This is a genomic window from Herbiconiux dendrobii, from assembly GCF_052048175.1.
Taxonomy (GTDB): domain Bacteria; phylum Actinomycetota; class Actinomycetes; order Actinomycetales; family Microbacteriaceae; genus Herbiconiux.
On record NZ_JBLZQV010000001.1, the window covers coordinates 81310 to 96150 of the forward strand.

Annotated in this window: 16 protein-coding genes; 7 read left to right on the forward strand and 9 right to left on the reverse strand. The window is 70.6% G+C overall.

The features are described 5' to 3' along the window. Position 1 precedes the first annotated feature (1 nt). Genes ACN4JJ_RS00385 through ACN4JJ_RS00395 form a run of 3 tightly spaced genes read right to left on the reverse strand, consistent with a single transcriptional unit; the run spans position 2 to position 2864 of the window. Positions 2-685: a helix-turn-helix domain-containing protein gene (locus tag ACN4JJ_RS00385; protein ID WP_291054413.1), complete on the reverse strand. Its 684-nt coding sequence runs from the start codon at positions 683-685 to the stop codon at positions 2-4. A gap of 5 nt (positions 686-690) precedes the next feature. Further along, positions 691-1896 (reverse strand): acyl-CoA dehydrogenase family protein, encoded by a 1206-nt coding sequence (locus ACN4JJ_RS00390; protein WP_440707925.1) that lies wholly within the window; start codon positions 1894-1896, stop codon positions 691-693. A 44-nt stretch (positions 1897-1940) separates the two neighbouring features. After that, positions 1941-2864: an N-acyl homoserine lactonase family protein gene (locus tag ACN4JJ_RS00395; protein ID WP_440707926.1), complete on the reverse strand. Its 924-nt coding sequence runs from the start codon at positions 2862-2864 to the stop codon at positions 1941-1943. Between the two features lie 247 nt (positions 2865-3111). Between ACN4JJ_RS00395 and ACN4JJ_RS00400 the strand changes: the two genes are divergently transcribed. Genes ACN4JJ_RS00400 through ACN4JJ_RS00410 form a run of 3 tightly spaced genes read left to right on the forward strand, consistent with a single transcriptional unit; the run spans position 3112 to position 5325 of the window. Continuing rightward, complete coding sequence (locus tag ACN4JJ_RS00400) at positions 3112-4314, forward strand: acyl-CoA dehydrogenase family protein (RefSeq protein WP_440707927.1); 1203 nt, start codon at positions 3112-3114, stop codon at positions 4312-4314. A gap of 8 nt (positions 4315-4322) precedes the next feature. Continuing rightward, complete coding sequence (locus tag ACN4JJ_RS00405) at positions 4323-4892, forward strand: flavin reductase family protein (protein WP_440707928.1); 570 nt, start codon at positions 4323-4325, stop codon at positions 4890-4892. Positions 4893-4938: 46 nt separating this feature from the next. Then, positions 4939-5325, forward strand: a complete 387-nt coding sequence (locus tag ACN4JJ_RS00410; protein WP_291054400.1) for a RidA family protein — start codon at positions 4939-4941, stop codon at positions 5323-5325. A gap of 48 nt (positions 5326-5373) precedes the next feature. Here ACN4JJ_RS00410 and ACN4JJ_RS00415 read toward each other — a convergent pair whose 3' ends face one another. Both ACN4JJ_RS00415 and ACN4JJ_RS00420 read right to left on the reverse strand, forming a co-directional pair. Next, on the reverse strand, positions 5374-6264 hold the full coding sequence (locus ACN4JJ_RS00415) for an NAD(P)-dependent oxidoreductase (protein ID WP_440707929.1): 891 nt from the start codon (positions 6262-6264) through the stop codon (positions 5374-5376). Continuing rightward, a complete protein-coding gene (locus tag ACN4JJ_RS00420) occupies positions 6261-7643 on the reverse strand; it encodes a M24 family metallopeptidase (RefSeq protein ID WP_291054396.1) in 1383 nt (460 codons plus the stop codon). Before ACN4JJ_RS00420 ends, ACN4JJ_RS00415 begins: the two co-directional genes overlap by 4 nt. Positions 7644-7801: 158 nt before the next feature. On the opposite strand from ACN4JJ_RS00420, the gene ACN4JJ_RS00425 reads away from it, so the two are divergent. After that, entirely contained in the window at positions 7802-8497 is a 696-nt protein-coding gene (locus ACN4JJ_RS00425; protein WP_440707930.1) for a helix-turn-helix domain-containing protein, read from the forward strand. 50 nt (positions 8498-8547) lie between these two features. On the opposite strand, the gene ACN4JJ_RS00430 is transcribed toward ACN4JJ_RS00425, so the two are convergent. Both ACN4JJ_RS00430 and ACN4JJ_RS00435 read right to left on the reverse strand, forming a co-directional pair. Next, complete coding sequence (locus tag ACN4JJ_RS00430) at positions 8548-9603, reverse strand: zinc-dependent alcohol dehydrogenase (protein WP_440708773.1); 1056 nt, start codon at positions 9601-9603, stop codon at positions 8548-8550. Positions 9604-9608: 5 nt separating this feature from the next. Beyond that, the gene (locus tag ACN4JJ_RS00435) at positions 9609-9920 is read right to left on the reverse strand and encodes a Dabb family protein (protein WP_440707931.1); all 312 of its coding nucleotides are present in this window, start codon (positions 9918-9920) and stop codon (positions 9609-9611) included. A gap of 153 nt (positions 9921-10073) precedes the next feature. On the opposite strand from ACN4JJ_RS00435, the gene ACN4JJ_RS00440 reads away from it, so the two are divergent. The 3 genes from ACN4JJ_RS00440 to ACN4JJ_RS00450 are packed head-to-tail and all read left to right on the forward strand — an operon-like array spanning position 10074 to position 13198. Beyond that, positions 10074-11102: a ketopantoate reductase family protein gene (locus ACN4JJ_RS00440; protein WP_440707932.1), complete on the forward strand. Its 1029-nt coding sequence runs from the start codon at positions 10074-10076 to the stop codon at positions 11100-11102. Beyond that, positions 11099-12055: a DMT family transporter gene (locus ACN4JJ_RS00445; protein WP_440707933.1), complete on the forward strand. Its 957-nt coding sequence runs from the start codon at positions 11099-11101 to the stop codon at positions 12053-12055. The genes ACN4JJ_RS00440 and ACN4JJ_RS00445 overlap by 4 nt, the downstream gene beginning before the upstream one ends. 39 nt (positions 12056-12094) lie before the next feature. Beyond that, positions 12095-13198, forward strand: a complete 1104-nt coding sequence (locus ACN4JJ_RS00450) for a zinc-binding dehydrogenase (protein ID WP_440707934.1) — start codon at positions 12095-12097, stop codon at positions 13196-13198. A 344-nt stretch (positions 13199-13542) separates the two neighbouring features. Here ACN4JJ_RS00450 and ACN4JJ_RS00455 read toward each other — a convergent pair whose 3' ends face one another. Further along, positions 13543-14220: a GntR family transcriptional regulator gene (locus tag ACN4JJ_RS00455; protein WP_440707935.1), complete on the reverse strand. Its 678-nt coding sequence runs from the start codon at positions 14218-14220 to the stop codon at positions 13543-13545. Between the two features lie 4 nt (positions 14221-14224). Further along, on the reverse strand, positions 14225-14755 hold the full coding sequence (locus ACN4JJ_RS00460) for a VOC family protein (protein WP_440707936.1): 531 nt from the start codon (positions 14753-14755) through the stop codon (positions 14225-14227). Between the last annotated feature and the right edge of the window lie 86 nt (positions 14756-14841).

Sequence of the window (14841 nt, forward strand, 5' to 3'; positions counted from 1 at the left end):
TCTAGCCCCAATCGTCGTGGTTGTGCAGCGCGTTCAAGACATCGCTGAGGGAGCCCGGCCGGGCCCGGGTGACGCGGTCGCGCGGCGAGGTCTCGCCGCTGCCCGCCGGCTGCTCGGGCGGGTTGCGCAGCGTGAACCACACCCCCCGGGCGGGCTCGGCCGAGTCGTTGAGGTACACGTGCGGCTGCGTGGTGTCGAAGTGCACGGAGTCCCCGGCGCGGATGCGGTGCTCTTCGAAGCCGAGCCGCAGGGTGAGCTCGCCCTCCAGGAGCACACCGAAGTCGTAGCCGAGGTGGCGGCTCCAGAGCGCGCCGGCCGTCGTGGACGAGTGCGGCCGGTAGGTCACCATGAGCGGCTCGACGATGCCCGCGGCCCCGCCGGCGAGCAGCTCGAGCCGCACCCCCGACTCGAGCTCCACCACCGGGTTCTCCTCGAACCGCTGCACCGGGCCGGGCCGGCGGCGCGTGTCGCGGCCGGCCTCGATGCCGAGCAGTTCGTCGACCGAGATCTCCAGCCGCACGGCCAGCTGGTAGAGCGTGTTGAGCGAGGGCTGCACCTTGTCGTTCTCGATCTGCGAGAGCAGGCTCGGCGTCACCCCCATCGAGTCCGCGAGGGACTTGAGGGTGAGGTTCTGCGCTTCGCGCACGGTCTTGAGGCGGGCGCCGATGGCCGAGAGGGAGTTCACGTCACTCATACTGCCGGGAGAACGGCCCGGGCCTCGTCGACGAGACCGAGCAGCACCTTGCCGTAGACCTCGTATCCGGTCGAGGGCAGGGAGTGCGCGTGCCGGGCGGCCGTGGCCTGGTCGCGCCAGAACCGCTGGATGGCGTTGACGTCGGCGAACGCCGCCGAGCCGTGCGCCGTGAGCAGGGTGTCGATGGCCTGGGTGACCGACTCCACGGCCCAGCCCACCCCCGCACGCACGTGGATGCGTTCGGCGTAGTCGCGGTAGGTTCCCGCCTCGGCCTCGGCCTGCAACTGGTCGGCGAGGTTGCCGAGGAACAGCTCCGCCGTCTCGAGCAGGAGCGCCGCGCGAGCGACGGCGAGCTGGAATCCCACCGACTCGGACTGCCGGTCGTAGCTGGTGTACGCGATGGCCTTCGTCGACGCCTTGGCGATCACCAGGTCGAGCACGGCGCGACCCATCCCGAGGTGCGGGCCGACGAGCTTGAGCACGAGCGAGGGCACGAAGGGGGTCTTGTACGAGAGCTCGGGGTTGACGCCCTCGCCCGGGTACTCGCCCTCGAGAGCGGGGGTGAGGGGGAGGATGCGGTGGTCGGGGACGAAGACGTCGTCGGCGACCTGGGTGTTGCTGCCGGTCGACTTCATGCCCGCGACGAACCAGGTCTCCTCCGTCGTCAGATCTGCCGCGGGGATGAGCGCGAGACCGCCGTCGATCACGTTGCCGCCCTCGTCCTCCAGCGGCACCCCGAGCAGCGACCACACGGCGTGCGAAGATCCGGTGCCGTAGTTCCATTTACCGGTGACCCGGTAGCCGCCCTCGACCTTGACGGCCTTCGAGGTGGTGGCGAGCACGATCGAGACGAGCGTGTCGGGGTTCTCCCCCCAGACCTCCTGCTGCGCCCGGAGGGGGAGGAGCGCGGTCGCCCAGGCGCCGGAGTCGTAGATGCCGAACAGCCACGCGGCGCCGCCGTCGCCGAGGCCGATCTCCCGCGCGACGGCGATCGCCGCGCGGGAATTGCCGGCGTAGCCGCCGAAGCGGGTGGGCACCGACAGGCGGAAGGCGCCGGTGTGCACGAGCGCCGCGATCGAGGCGTCCGGGATGCGCCGGTTCAGCTCACCCTCCGCGGCGTTCGCGAGCAGCACGGGCACGACGTCGCCGACGCGGTGCACCAGTTCGGCGATCTCGGGGGCGAGGGAGCGGTCGGTGACCATCGGAGACCTCGATCTGTGTCGTTGATCTATCTGTGACGCTCGGTTCAGCGGAACAGCTGCGGGGCCGAGTGGGGCTTACGGGAGTGGTCGTCGGCGCGGAGGGTGATCTCGGAGACCGAGTTGCCGGTCTCCGCGATCCACGAGGTGTGCCGCTCCGCGATCTGCGGATCGTGCCCGGGGATGATGCGGGACGTCTCGCGCTTGAGCTCCTTCTGCAGGGTGCGGTAGACCTCGAGCAGGGTGAACGAGTTGCCCTGCCCGTAGCCCGGGGCCCACATCTTCTCCACGTTCGAGTACCAGTAAACCGCGTCGCCCGCCGCCACGTAAGGCCCGTTGGACGTCTCGATCGAGAACCACTGCGAGCCGAAGGTGTGGGAGTCCTTCGCGAGTCGCGCCGTGATGCCGGGCAGCAGTTCCTCGTCTCCCTTGACGAAGACCACCCGTCCGTCGACGATGCCCTGGGCCGCGCGGGCCAGGTCGGTGGGGTCGAAGGAGGAGAACACCCAGGACTGTTCCGCCTCCGGCTGCTGGAGCGTGGAGGCCACGGCCTCCGACCAGCCCGTGAACTCGTCGAGCTGCACGAAGAGCTTGGCGTTCGGGAACGCCTCGAAGTTGCCCATGTGGTCGAAGTGCATGTGGCTGACCAGGATGACGTCGACGTCTTCGGGGGTGTAGCCGACCGAGCCCAGCACGGCTGCCGGGTCGTGCCAGTTCGAGAAGTCGTACCGGTTCAGCCAGTAGTCGTTGCGGAACCCGCAGTCCACGAGGGCGACGTGCTGCTTTCCACCGACCTCGCCGCCCACCACGAGCGTGTAGAGCATCGGGATGCGGATGATGCCCGCGTTGCTGAAGATGCCTGACCCCCCGAAGAAGTCGTGCGGCATGTCGGCGTGGCAGAACTCCAGGACCCAGATGGAGTAGTCGGTCGCGGCATCCGGGCCGGCCGTGCGGGGGAAAGCATCGGACATCGGGTCTCCTTCGACGGGGCGGGCTTAAGTGACAATTACATTGAGTGTCGAGAAAATTAGCACGCATGAACCCACGTTGTGTTGCGTGCATGTAAAAAGTCGAGAGTTCTACTGCACACAGGCGGCGTTGTGCCGAACTTCTCCTGCGAGCTTTCGTCGAAGTGTTCAGTGAGGCTTGACAACGGGCAACGCGCCTGAAATTCTCGGGGACATACCGTCTTGTCCCCCAGGAGCGTGAGGAGTTCCCATGTCCGTGGCAGTCATCCGGCCCGAGATCGAGGCCATCGTCGAGAAGATCGATGCCCTGCGACCGCAGCTCGTCGCGGGAGGGCGCGAGGCCGATCAGACCCGTCGCATCCCCGCCGAGGTGTTCGACGCCGTCGCGGCCACGGGCGCGTTCAGCATCTCCGCACCGACGAAGTTCGGCGGCCTCGCCGCGAACACCCGGGAGGCGCACGCGGTCGCACGGGCGATCGGGCGCGGAGACGGCAGCCTCGCCTGGGTCGACGGCATCCTCGACTCCGGCGCCTGGGTACTGAGCCTGATGGACGAGCGCGCGCAGGAGGATGTCTGGGGCGCAGACGGCGGGCTCGACTCGCTGATCTCGATCGTGCTGGCCACCACCTCCGACTCCACGCGCGTCGAGGGCGGCTACCGGGTCACCGGCAAGTGGGGCTACGGCACGGGCAGCCTGCAGGCCACCTGGTCGCTGCTCGGCATCCCGCTGAAGAACGAGGCGGGCGAGGTCGTGGACGCCGGGCTCGCCCTCATCCCGACGGCTGATCTCAGCTACGACGACAACTGGTTCGTGGCGGGGATGAAGTCCACCGCGAGCGTGATGCAGATCGCCGAAGACGTCTTCGTGCCCGAGCATCGGGTGTTCCCGCTGACCGCGGCTGTGGAGGGCACCTATCTCGGCGAGAACCCCGAGGCCTCCTACGGCACCATCTTCGTGCCCTCGCTGTTCATGAAGCTGGTCGGACCGCACCTCGGCATGGGTCGGGCGGCACTCGACCTCGTGATCGCGAAGGCGGAGAGCAAGTCGATCGCCTACACGGGCTACGAGAAGCAGGCCGATTCGGCGATCTTCCAGTCCGCCGTGGCGAAGGCGGCGGTGCAGTTGAGCGCGGCCGAGGCAGTGGCACAACAGGTTGCCGACCAGATCTACGCGGCGACCGAGGCCGGGTACTACGCCCCCTACGCCGAGCGCATCGAGATGCGCGCGAAGGCCGGCTGGGTGGTCGAGACGATCACGACCCTGATCAACGAGCTCATCACCGCGCACGGCTCGGCCGGGTTCGCCGAGTCGTCCGCGCTGCAGCGCATCTGGCGTGACCAGGCCACCGCGGCCCGGCACGGCCACACGCTGTCGGCCAGCGGCTACGAGGCGTTCGGCAAGGTGCTCTTCGGCCGGGAGGACGAGGCGCGCTTCGTCCTTCCCATCGTCTAGGGCGCAGGATGACCGCACACCTGAAGGAGCAGCCGGTCTCGGCAGAGGACTTCCGTCACGCGTTCCGGTCCCACCCGGCCGGCGTGGCCATCGTCACCGCGGACGCGGGTGACGGACCCGTGGCGATGACGGTGAGCTCGGTGGCGTCGGTCGCCATCGACCCGCCCACGCTGATGTTCTCGGCCTCCGCGCTGAGCTCCAGCACACCCACCATCCGGCGCGCCGAGACCGTCGTGGTGCACATGCTGACGTCGGACCAGATCGCGCTCGCGAAGCTGGGCGCGCGCAGCGGCGCCGCCCGGTTCGGCGACGACGTCGACTGGGGGCGGCTGCCCACCGGCGAGCCGTACTATCCGGCCGCGAACTGGCTGCGGGGTCGCGTCACCCAGCGGGTCGAGGTCAACGGGTCGACGCTCGTGATCGTGGAGGCCATCGAGGCCAAGCCGCGCGACGACGGCGAGCTCGCGGAGCCGTTGCCGCTGGTGTACCACAACCGGTCCTGGCACGTGCTGACCCGCAGATCGACGCTGCCCGAGACGGCCGGCCCGTTCCTCACCGTCTTCGGCCGCGACGAATAGCATCGAACGAGCATCTCCGGATGCTCCCCAAGGAAATGAGAGCAGCATGACCAACGACCGCATCAGCCGCATCCCCGCCCCCGTGGTTCCCGGCATCTCCGACAGCACCCGGGTGACGGCGGGCGACCTGGTGTTCATCTCGGGCCAGGTCGGCTTCGAGGCCGATGGCTCGGTGCCCACCGACTTCGCCCGCGCGATCGAGCTCACCTACGGCGAGGTCGAGCGCGCCCTCACGGCCGCCGGGGCGACGTGGGAAGACGTGGTGCGCGTGAACGTGTACATCACCGAGCTCGACCAGGAGAAGCTGAAGGTCTGGCGCGAGACCCGCAACGCCCTGGTGAAGGTTCCCGAGCCCTCCGCCAGCACCGTCATCGGCGTGCACTCCCTCTACAACGGCGCCACCATCGAGGTGGATGCGATCGCCGCGGTCTAGGGCGTACGCGGCGGAGCGGTCGCCGGGCGGCCACTCCGCTGCGTCCGGCTAGAGCAGGTCGCGGCGCGAGACCTCGGCGATGGCGCTCCAGTCGGCGTCCTTGAGATCGGGATCGGCCAGCGCGGCGTCGAAGACGGCGATCAGGGCCGGCAGCGTCGCGGGGGTGACCCCTCCGGCCTCGGCGACCTCCTGGGCGAGCCCGAGGTCCTTGCGGCCGAGGGCGATGTGGAAGCCCGGCGGGGTGTACTCCCCGCGCGCGATCATGCCCCCGTAACCGCTGTAGACGACCCCGCCGAACAGCGTGCTGGAGAGCAGCTCGGTGAACAGCGCCGGATCCACGCCCTGGCGCTCGGTCATCGCCACCGACTCGCCGATCGCCTGCATGGCGTGGATGATGTTGTAGTTCACGGCGGCCTTGACGGCGTTGGCGGCCGAGGGCCGTTCGCCCAGCCGCCAGGTGCGCTTGCCGAGTTCGGCGAAGTAGGGCTCGACGGCGTCCAGGGCCGCGGCCGGTCCGGCGGCCAGGATGTTGAGCTGGCCGGCGGCGGCCACCGGCGGGCGGCCGAGCACGGGGGCGGCGACGTAGACGGCTCCGGCGGCCTCGAACGCCGCGGCGAGCCGATCGGCCAGCGAGGGGCTGATCGAGGCCATCACGACGTGCGTACGGCCGCGCAGAGAGGCGACGGCCGCCCCGTCCAGCACGGACTGCACCGCCTCGTCGTTGGCCAGCATCGAGAACGACAGCTCGGGCGCGAGCGCCTCGGCGGGCGTCTCGGCCCGCCGGGCGCCCGCTGCGACGAGCTCGTCGGCGGCGGCGGGCGACCGGTTCCACACCACGACGTCGTGACCGGCGTCGAGCAGGCGCCGGGCCATGCCCGACCCCATCGAGCCGAGGCCCAGGAATCCGATCGTGGTCGTGGTCGTGACGCCCTCGCTCATGCTTCTCCGCGGCCCCAGGTCGTGTTCAGGTGGGACTGCGAGTCGCGCTGCAGATTGAGCGGTCCGTCGATCGTGTAGTAGCGCTTGCCGGCCACCAGCAGCTCCTCGGCGGGGAACTTGGTGATGACCTCGCAGCCGTCGGCCGTCACCACGACCTCCTCCTCGATGCGGGCGGCGCCCCAGCCGTCGGCCGACGGCCAGTAGGTCTCCAGGGCGAACACATTGCCCTCCTGCAGCACCTCCGGGTGGTCGAGCGAGGTCAGGCGCGAGAAGATCGGCTTCTCCCAGATCGACAGGCCCACGCCGTGGCCGTACTGCAGGGCGAAGGCGGCCTCCTCGTCGGCGAAGCCGAACTCCTCCGCCTTCGGCCACACCTTCACGATGTCGGCCGTGGTGGCACCCGGCTTCACCAGTGCGATCGCGCGGTCCATGTACTCCCGGGCGCGGGTGTAGGCGTCGCGCTGCGCGCTCGAGGCCGAGCCCACCGCGAAGGTGCGGTAGTAGCAGGTGCGGTAGCCGTTGAAGCTGTGCAGGATGTCGAAGAAGGCCGGGTCGCCGGGCCGGATGAGGCGGTCGGAGAACACGTGCGGATGCGGCGAGCAGCGCTCGCCCGAGATGGCGTTGACGCCCTCGACGTACTCCGACCCCAGGTCGTAGAGCGTCTTGGCGACCAGGCCCACGGCCTCGTTCTCGCGCACGCCCGGGCGGAGGAACCGGTAGAGGTCTTCGTAGGCGGCATCCACCATCGAGGCGGCCTGGGTGAGCAGGCGGATCTCGTCGTGGGTCTTCACCCGGCGGGCCTCCATGAACACCTGCTGGCCGTCGACCACGGTGATGCCCTCCTGCTGCAGGGCGAACAGGATGGGCAGCTCGATCACGTCGACGCCGAGCGGCTGGTTCTGCAGGCCGAACTTCTCGAGCTCCCGCTTGATCTTCTTGGCCACGCCCTGGGCGATCTCGGCCTCGGGCGGGAAGGCGCCGCGCAGGGTGGAGATGCCGGCGCGGGCCCCGGACTCCAGCCGGGGACGCTTGGCGCCCTCGTGCGGGGCGTTGGGGTCGGCGTCCATCTCGGCCGTGGTGGTGTCCAGCCACGGGTTGTAGAGCTTGTGGTGCTTCGCGGCCGATCCGAAGTCCCAGACCACCGGATCGGTGTTGCGGGTCAGCAGCGAGAAGCGGATGAGCTTGTCCATCGCCCAGGTGCCGATGTGGGTGGAGCTCATGTAGCGGATGTTCGAGAAGTCGAAGGCGAGCACCGCCCCGAGCTCGGAGCGGTCCAGCTCCGCCTTCAGACGGGCCAGCCGCTCGTCGCGCAGGCGGTCGAAGTCGATCCGCGCCTCCCAGTCGACAGCGTTCGTGCCGGTGGTTCCGGTGCTCTTCATCGAGTCCTCCTCGTAGATCGGATGGTGCCTTCGCACTTTACGCGCGTACAGTCATGCTTAACACTACAACACGGCCCCCGGGGCCCTACAATGGATTTCGGCGGAAGAACCGATGAAACGACGGCGCTTCCGGTCGGATGATTTCGTTGGGAGCCAGCATGCCGGACAGTCTCGGTGCACGCCTGCGCGAGGCGCGCACCAAGCGCGGTCTCAGTCTGCGGAGCGTGGCGCAGTCGCTCGGCGTCTCGGCGTCGCTGATCTCGCAGGTCGAGATCGGCAAGACGCAGCCCTCCGTCGCCACCCTCTACGCGCTGGCCAGCTACCTGGGCGTCTCGCTCGACGATCTGGTCGGCATGGCCCCGGCCGGGGATGCGCCGGCGCCGATGTTCGGGCACACCGGGCCCGCGCTTCCCGACGTGCAGCGCAGCGCGGAGAACCCCGTGATCGAGATGCAGAACGGTGTGCGCTGGGAGCGGCTGGCGGTGGGCGCGGGCGGCCCGGTCGACGCCCTCCTGGTGACCTACGAGCCCGGAGCCTCCAGCTCGATCGAAGACAAGCTGATGCGCCACGCGGGCTTCGAGTACGCGTACCTGCTGGAGGGCGAGCTCACCCTGCACCTCGACTTCGACACCCACCTGCTGCACCCGGGCGACTCGCTGCAGTTCGACTCGGTGCGGCCGCACCTGTACTCCAACCGGGCTGCCGTGCCGGCCAAGGGAATCTGGTTCGTGTTCGGCCGGCGGCAGCAGAACTCCGCCCTGCCCGACGCCCCGCCGAGCGGAACCGCCGCACCTGCCGGCCAGCCGGGCTCCGCGGTCGACGTGCTGCGGGCGATGGACGAGCTCACGGCCTGATGCCCGGCCCGCCCGGAGGCGCACCGGCCCTCGGGCGGCGGATCGCGGCCTCAGCCGCGGGAGTGCACCGCGGGTCGCGCCTCGGTGGCCCACGGGTCGATCAGCGTCTTGATCTGGGCGGAGCGCCCCTCCAGCAAGGGTTGCAGGGCATCCTCGGCCACCCGGTCCAGTGGCACCACCTCGCCGGCGATGTCGGACCAGTCGGACCGGGTGCCGAGCAGGCGCACGGCCTCGGGGAAATCGGTGGCGAAGACGTGGGCGACCGTGCCCAGGATCGTGTACTCGTTCAGGGTCCAGCGCCCGAGCGGCAGCTCCGGCTCGCCGCGCTGCACGCCGACCGGCACGATGGTGGCGCCGGGGCGGGCGGCCTCGAGCACCGATCTGAGGCCGGGGCCGGATCCGCTCACCTCGAAGAACACGTCCACATCCATGCCGAGCTCGTCCAGCCGCTGGGCGAGCGGATCGGTGCCCGCCTTCAGTGTCTCCGAGGCGCCCAGGCGGGTCGCCAGCTCGAGCCGGTCGTCGTTCAGGTCGACCACGAGCACGCGCGCCCCGGTCGCGGCGGCGGCGGTGGTGATGAAGGCGCCGATGCCGCCCACGCCCACCACGACCGCATCCTGACCGGCCGCGAGCCCGCTGCGCCGCACGGCGTGCACCGCGATGGCCATCGGCTGGGTGAGCCCCAGGGTGTCCAGCGAGAGGCCGCTGTCGCTCACGTCGAGCGTGATGGCGGCGGGGGAGAGCACGTAGCCGGCCAGACCGCCGTCGTGGTGGAAACCGATGGTGGAGTATGTGCGGCACAGGTTGGTGCGGCCCTGGCGGCACGGCTTGCACTCGCCGCACGAGATGCCGGCGCCGCTGACCACGGTGGCGCCGACGGGTGGGGACGTGACGCCCTCGCCCACGGCCTCCACCACGCCGGCGAACTCGTGCCCGAGGGTCACCGGCGGGTGGGCGAGCACCAGGCCGCGGCCGAACTCCGTCGCGTCGCTGCCGCACACCCCGCACACGGCGATGCGGATGAGCACCTCACCGGGCCCAGGCTGGGGAACCGCGCGGTCCTCGATGCGGAGGTCGCCCACGTCGTGCAGCACCGCGGCGCGCATCCCGCTCACGCGAACGATCCCTCGCTGATCGGCAGCTGCACCGCGGAGCGCTCGGCCAGCATGCGGCCGAGGTACTTCTCGTAGACGGCGAGGTGGGTGGGGTGGTCGAGGTAGGCGTCCAGCCCGGCGGCGTCCTCCAGCAGGGCGACGACCCCGTAGTCCGAGCCCGCGGGGCGCAGGTGCAGGTTCGGCCCGGCCGTGTACGACTTGATCTCGGGGATGTTCACAGCCATCTCCGACAGCGCGGCGGTGAGCTCGGCCACGTCGGCCTCGGTCACGTCGTCTTTCCATCGGAATGCGGCGATGTGAAGGATCATCGTTCTCTGCTCTCTTCGTCGAGGGTGGCGTCATGATGACGGCGTGTCCAGCATCAATTTACACTTCGGGCTGGTTGCGCCAGATTACCAGCCTATATCGTGGGGTGTGTACATCAATGCTGTATTTTCTACAGCGCCAAAGGAGGCGGCTGGATGTCCGGAAAACGGATCGCGGTGCTCGGTGCCGGGGCGAACGGGGCGTCGATCGGCGCCGACCTCACCCGGGCGGGCGAGGACGTGCTGCTGATCGAGCAGTGGCCCGCGCACGTGGAGGCGATGCGGGCCGAGGGGCTGCGCATCATCACGCCCGCCGAAGAGCAGCAGGTGCGTCCGCGGGTCATCCATCTCTGCGAGGTGGCGGAGCTGAAGCAGTCCTTCGACGTGGTGCTGATGCTGATGAAGGCCTACGACTCGCGCTGGGCGGCGGAGCTCATCCGTCCCCATCTCGCCGACGACGGCCTGCTGGTGGGCGTGCAGAACGGCATGACCGCCGGGGTGATCGGAGACGTGGTGGGCGCCGAGCGCACCCTGGGTGCCGTGATCGAGTGCTCGGCCACGATGGACGAACCGGGCGTGGTGCACCGGCACACCGGGGTCGATCGCTCCTGGTTTGCCGTGGGCGCCCTGCCCGGCGGCCCGGCGGAGCGCATCGGCGAGGTGCAGGAGCTGCTCGGGCACTCCGGCACCGTGCAGCGCTTCGATGACATCGAGGCGGCCAAGTGGATGAAGCTGGTCAGCAACAGCACCCTGCTGGTGACCTCGGCCGTACTGGGTCTGCCGATGCTCGATGCGCTGCACACGCCGGGTTTCCGGGACGTGATGGTGGCGGCCGGCAACGAGGCCCTTGCCGTGGGGGCCGCGGCCGGGCATCCGGTGCTGCCGATCTTCGGGCTGAGCGCCGAGGAGATCGCCGAGCCCGACCGGGTCGTCGACATCATGACCGACAAGCTCTTCGCCGGCTTCGTGGTGCCCGGCGCCACCACCACCGTGCTGCAGGACTGGCGCAAGGGCCGGCACAGCGAGGTCGACGACCTCAACGGCCACGTGATGCTGAGCGGCCGCGAACTCGGCGTCACGACCCCGGTGAACACGGCGGTGGTGCAGCTCGCCCACCGCATCGAGCGTGGGGAGATCGCGCCGGGCGTGGAGCACCTGCCGGTGCTCGCCCGGGCGCTGGTGTGAAGGCCTCGCCGCTGCTGGCCACGGCGGCGACCCTCGCCGCCGGCGCCGCGGTGGCCGTGCAGACCTCGGCGAACGGCCACGTCAGCGTGGCCACCGGATCGCCCGTGCTCGCCACAGCCGTCAACCACGGCACGGCGCTCCTGATGGCGTTGGTCGTGGCGGGGGCGATGGGCGCGTTCCCCCGGGCCGTCCGCTCCCTCCGGCAGCGCCGCACGGAGGTGCGCCGCTGGTGGTTCCTCGGTGGGCTGATGGGTTTCGCGGCCGTGCTCACGATCATCACCGTGACCCCCGAGGTGGGCGTGGTGGCCGTGGCCGTCGCGGTCACGCTCGGTCAGCTGGTCGGTTCGGTGCTGGCCGACTCGCTCAGTCTCGGGCCGGGCGGCCGCCGCTCACTGAACCTGCTGCGCTCGGTGGGCCTCGGCGTGGCCGTGCTCGCCGTGCTGGTGGGTGCCGTGGGCCGTTTCGACCTCGGCAACGTACTGGTCATCCCCGTCGTGGTGATTGCCGGTGTCCTGATCGCGCTGCAGCAGGCCGCCAACGGCTGGCTGGTGGTGGTGACGGGCGAGTTCGCGGTGATGTCGGTGATCAACTTCGCGATCTCGGGCGTCTTCGTGGCGGCGGCCCTCGTGGTCTCGCTGCTGCTGCAGCCGATCGACTTCTCCACGCTGCCGCCCTGGGCGCCGCTCGGCGGAGCGCTGGGCGCGGCCATCGGGGTGGTGACCGCGCTGACCGTGCGCACCATCGGCGTGCTGAGCGCCATCCTGTGCATCGCGGCCGGTCAGGCGATCGCGGCCGTGCTGCTGGATCTCCTGGTGCCCGTCGACGCCCTCGGCCTCACCCCCACCGCCGTGCTCGGAGCGGTGCTCGCCGTCGTCGCGGTGGGAATCGCCGGGCTCGGCTCCATGGCCGCTGCGCGCCGCCGCGCCGCCGCCGCCCCCGAACCCGTCCTGTGAGCTGCGGCCCCGGTGGCCGCCCGCACCCCTGGAGGAATCGTGCCCACACCCGTCCGAGCGGCCGTCGCGCATCGCGGCGCCACCGAGTTCCAGATCGAGACCGTGCTGCTGCGCGACCCCGCGGCCGAGGAGGTCGTGCTGCGCATCGACGCCAGCGCCTTCTGCTACAGCGACTGGATCGCGCTCCGCGGCGACACCGGGCTGCCGGCGCTCGACCCCGATCCGTACCCCGTCGTGCTCGGCCACGCCGCGGTCGGCACGGTGCTTGCGACGGGGGCCGGATCGCGCCACCGGGCGGGTCGGCGTGTGATCGTGACGGCGACCCCGGAATGCGGGGAGTGCTTCTGGTGCCGCAGCGGCCGCATCGACCAGTGCGAGCGTCTGTTCGTGCCGGCACCGGTGATCGGCACGCTCGAGGACGGGCGGGAGGTGCGGGCGCCGGGGAGCTCGGCCACCTACATCGAGCACGCGGTGATGCGCGACATCCAGGTGTTCCCGGTCGACAGCGAGCTGCCGGATGCCTGGCTGGCGATGGTGGGCTGCGGCATCGTCTCGGGCATGGGCGCCGTGGTGAACGTGGCACGGGTGACGCCCGGCAGCTCGGTCGTGGTGGTGGGTTGCGGACAGGAGGGGCTCTGGATGGTGCAGGCCGCCCGCATCCTGGGAGCCGAGCGCATCATCGCCGTCGAGCCGCTCGCCGCCCGGCGGGACCTGGCCATGCGGGTGGGGGCTACCGACGTGATCGACCCGGCCGAAGGCGATCCGCTCGACGCCGTGCGCGCGCTCACCGCGGGCCGCGGCGCCGACTTCGGCTTCGACGCCGGTGGCTCGGTCGCCTCGGTGCAGCAGGCCTTCGCGATGACCCGCCTGGGCGGGGTGACGACCCTCACCTCGTACGTCGCGCGCGACACCGTGGTGGAGCTGCCGCTGTTCGACCTGGCGCTGCGTGGGCGGGATCTGCGCAGCTCGCAGAGCGGCCGGCTCGACATGGCGCGCGACCTCGCCCGCTTTCTGCCGATGCTCGAGTCGGGCGCGGTCGACGTCGAGGCGATGCTCGGCGGCCTCCGGCCCCTCGACGCGATCGGCGCGACGCTGGCCGCGGCCCGGGACCGCACCGAGGTCACGCCGATCGTGGTGCCCTGAGCTGGCCGCGTGCTTCCGGGGCGGCGCGAGGCTTCGGGCGGTCGCCGTTCGGGATCCGCTCAGGCCGGGCGCCGTGGGGTGGGTGATCCGGTCGAGTCATAGTCCCCCGGCCGCTTCGCGGCCTCCCGCCAAACCCGATGCCAATGACTCGACCGGAGCACCCACCCCACGGCACCCGCCAACTCACCATCAAGCGCCCAGCCGCCTGACCGAGCGCGCCCGCCTCTGAGAACCGGGCACGGTCGTCGAAGGCGAGCGCGAAGCGCGCGGCAGCCCATCCACCGGGTCATGGCCGGGTCGCCCGGTGCCTGATCGCGAGCCATCACCATGTGAAATGGGGGGGGTCAGCGGGCGTCGGGGACGGTGTCGAAGATCTCGGGGTGGCGGGCCAGCTCCAGGCGGGTGCGGCGGATGTGCAGGGCGAGCACCTGCTCGGCCTCGTCGGCGTCGCGCCGGCGGATGGCGGAGACCAGCAGGTGGTGCTCGTGGTGCGCGCTGCGGTCGCCCTCCGAGCGGAACACCGAGGTGTAGGCGCGGCGGTAGGGCTGCGTGCGGTTCCACAGCCGCAGCACGGTGTCGCCGATCATGGTGGTGTCGGCGGCGGTGTAGCAGGAGAGGTGGAACTCGCGGTCCAGGCGCAGGAAGGCCTCGATGCCGGAGGAGTTCTCCATCTCGGTCGCGAGCTGCTCGAGCCGGTCGATCCCGGTCTCCTCCAGCAGCGGCACGTTGTAGCGCAGCAGCAGCGGTTCGAGGCGCTCGCGCACCTGGTAGATCTCCTCGCACTCGCGCAAGTTGAGGCTCGCCACCCAGGCGCCGGTGTTGGCCACCACCGTCACCAGGCCCTCGGCCTCCAGCAGGCGCAGGGCCTCGCGCGCCGGCACGCGGCTCGCACCGTGCCGCTCGGCCACGTCCTCCTGCCGGATGCGGGTTCCCGGCCGGTACTCGCCGGCCAGGATGGCGTCGCGCAGCTCGGCGGCGACGCGGGCGCCCGCCGCACCGTGGGCACTGAACTCGAGGGTCACGGCGTCATTCTGCCGGATGCGCCGGATGCCACAGCCGCACCGGGGCATCCTTCTCGTAGGCCTTGCCCTCCGGGAAGCTCACGAGCTCGAACTGCATGCCCCAGGGGCTGCGGAAGTAGACCCAGCGCTGGCCCTCGGCGGCCTGCTTGCTCGCCGTCGGCTCGCCCATCACCTCTACGCCGTGCGAGCGCAAGTACTCGACCGCCACGTCCATGTCGTCGACGTAGAGCGCGAGGTGGTGGCCGCCGATGTCGCTGTTGAGGGGCTGCGGCGCCTGCGGGCCGGCGGCGTCGTAGCCGAAGACCTCGAGGTTGGAGCCGTTGCCGAGCCGGTAGAAGCGGATCTCGGTGATCACGGTGCGGGGGTCCACGCCGATGTGGGTCTGCATCCAGTCGTCGTCGGATCGCTTGGCGCCGAGGGTGTAGATCGGCGTCGCGCCGAGCACTCCCACCAGGAACTCCTCGGCCTGATCGAGATCGGGCACGGTGAAGCCGATGTGGTCGACTCCGCGGGCACCGGGGATTCCGTGGCTCATGCATCCTCCTTGACGAATCGATTGTATCCATTATTGGATCTGTCCGGTCTGAAAGCCAGCATGAGCGGTTCACGGGGTTGAAATTG

Coding starts and splice junctions, on each gene's coding strand:
- ACN4JJ_RS00460 (WP_440707936.1), bottom strand. CDS start 14,755: ATGAGCCACGGAATCCCCGGTGCCCGCGGAGTCGACCACATCGGCTTC.
- ACN4JJ_RS00410 (WP_291054400.1), top strand. CDS start 4,939: ATGACCAACGACCGCATCAGCCGCATCCCCGCCCCCGTGGTTCCCGGC.
- ACN4JJ_RS00390 (WP_440707925.1), bottom strand. CDS start 1,896: ATGGTCACCGACCGCTCCCTCGCCCCCGAGATCGCCGAACTGGTGCAC.
- ACN4JJ_RS00435 (WP_440707931.1), bottom strand. CDS start 9,920: ATGATCCTTCACATCGCCGCATTCCGATGGAAAGACGACGTGACCGAG.
- ACN4JJ_RS00425 (WP_440707930.1), top strand. CDS start 7,802: ATGCCGGACAGTCTCGGTGCACGCCTGCGCGAGGCGCGCACCAAGCGC.
- ACN4JJ_RS00415 (WP_440707929.1), bottom strand. CDS start 6,264: ATGAGCGAGGGCGTCACGACCACGACCACGATCGGATTCCTGGGCCTC.
- ACN4JJ_RS00395 (WP_440707926.1), bottom strand. CDS start 2,864: ATGTCCGATGCTTTCCCCCGCACGGCCGGCCCGGATGCCGCGACCGAC.
- ACN4JJ_RS00420 (WP_291054396.1), bottom strand. CDS start 7,643: ATGAAGAGCACCGGAACCACCGGCACGAACGCTGTCGACTGGGAGGCG.
- ACN4JJ_RS00430 (WP_440708773.1), bottom strand. CDS start 9,603: ATGCGCGCCGCGGTGCTGCACGACGTGGGCGACCTCCGCATCGAGGAC.
- ACN4JJ_RS00400 (WP_440707927.1), top strand. CDS start 3,112: ATGTCCGTGGCAGTCATCCGGCCCGAGATCGAGGCCATCGTCGAGAAG.
- ACN4JJ_RS00440 (WP_440707932.1), top strand. CDS start 10,074: ATGTCCGGAAAACGGATCGCGGTGCTCGGTGCCGGGGCGAACGGGGCG.
- ACN4JJ_RS00405 (WP_440707928.1), top strand. CDS start 4,323: ATGACCGCACACCTGAAGGAGCAGCCGGTCTCGGCAGAGGACTTCCGT.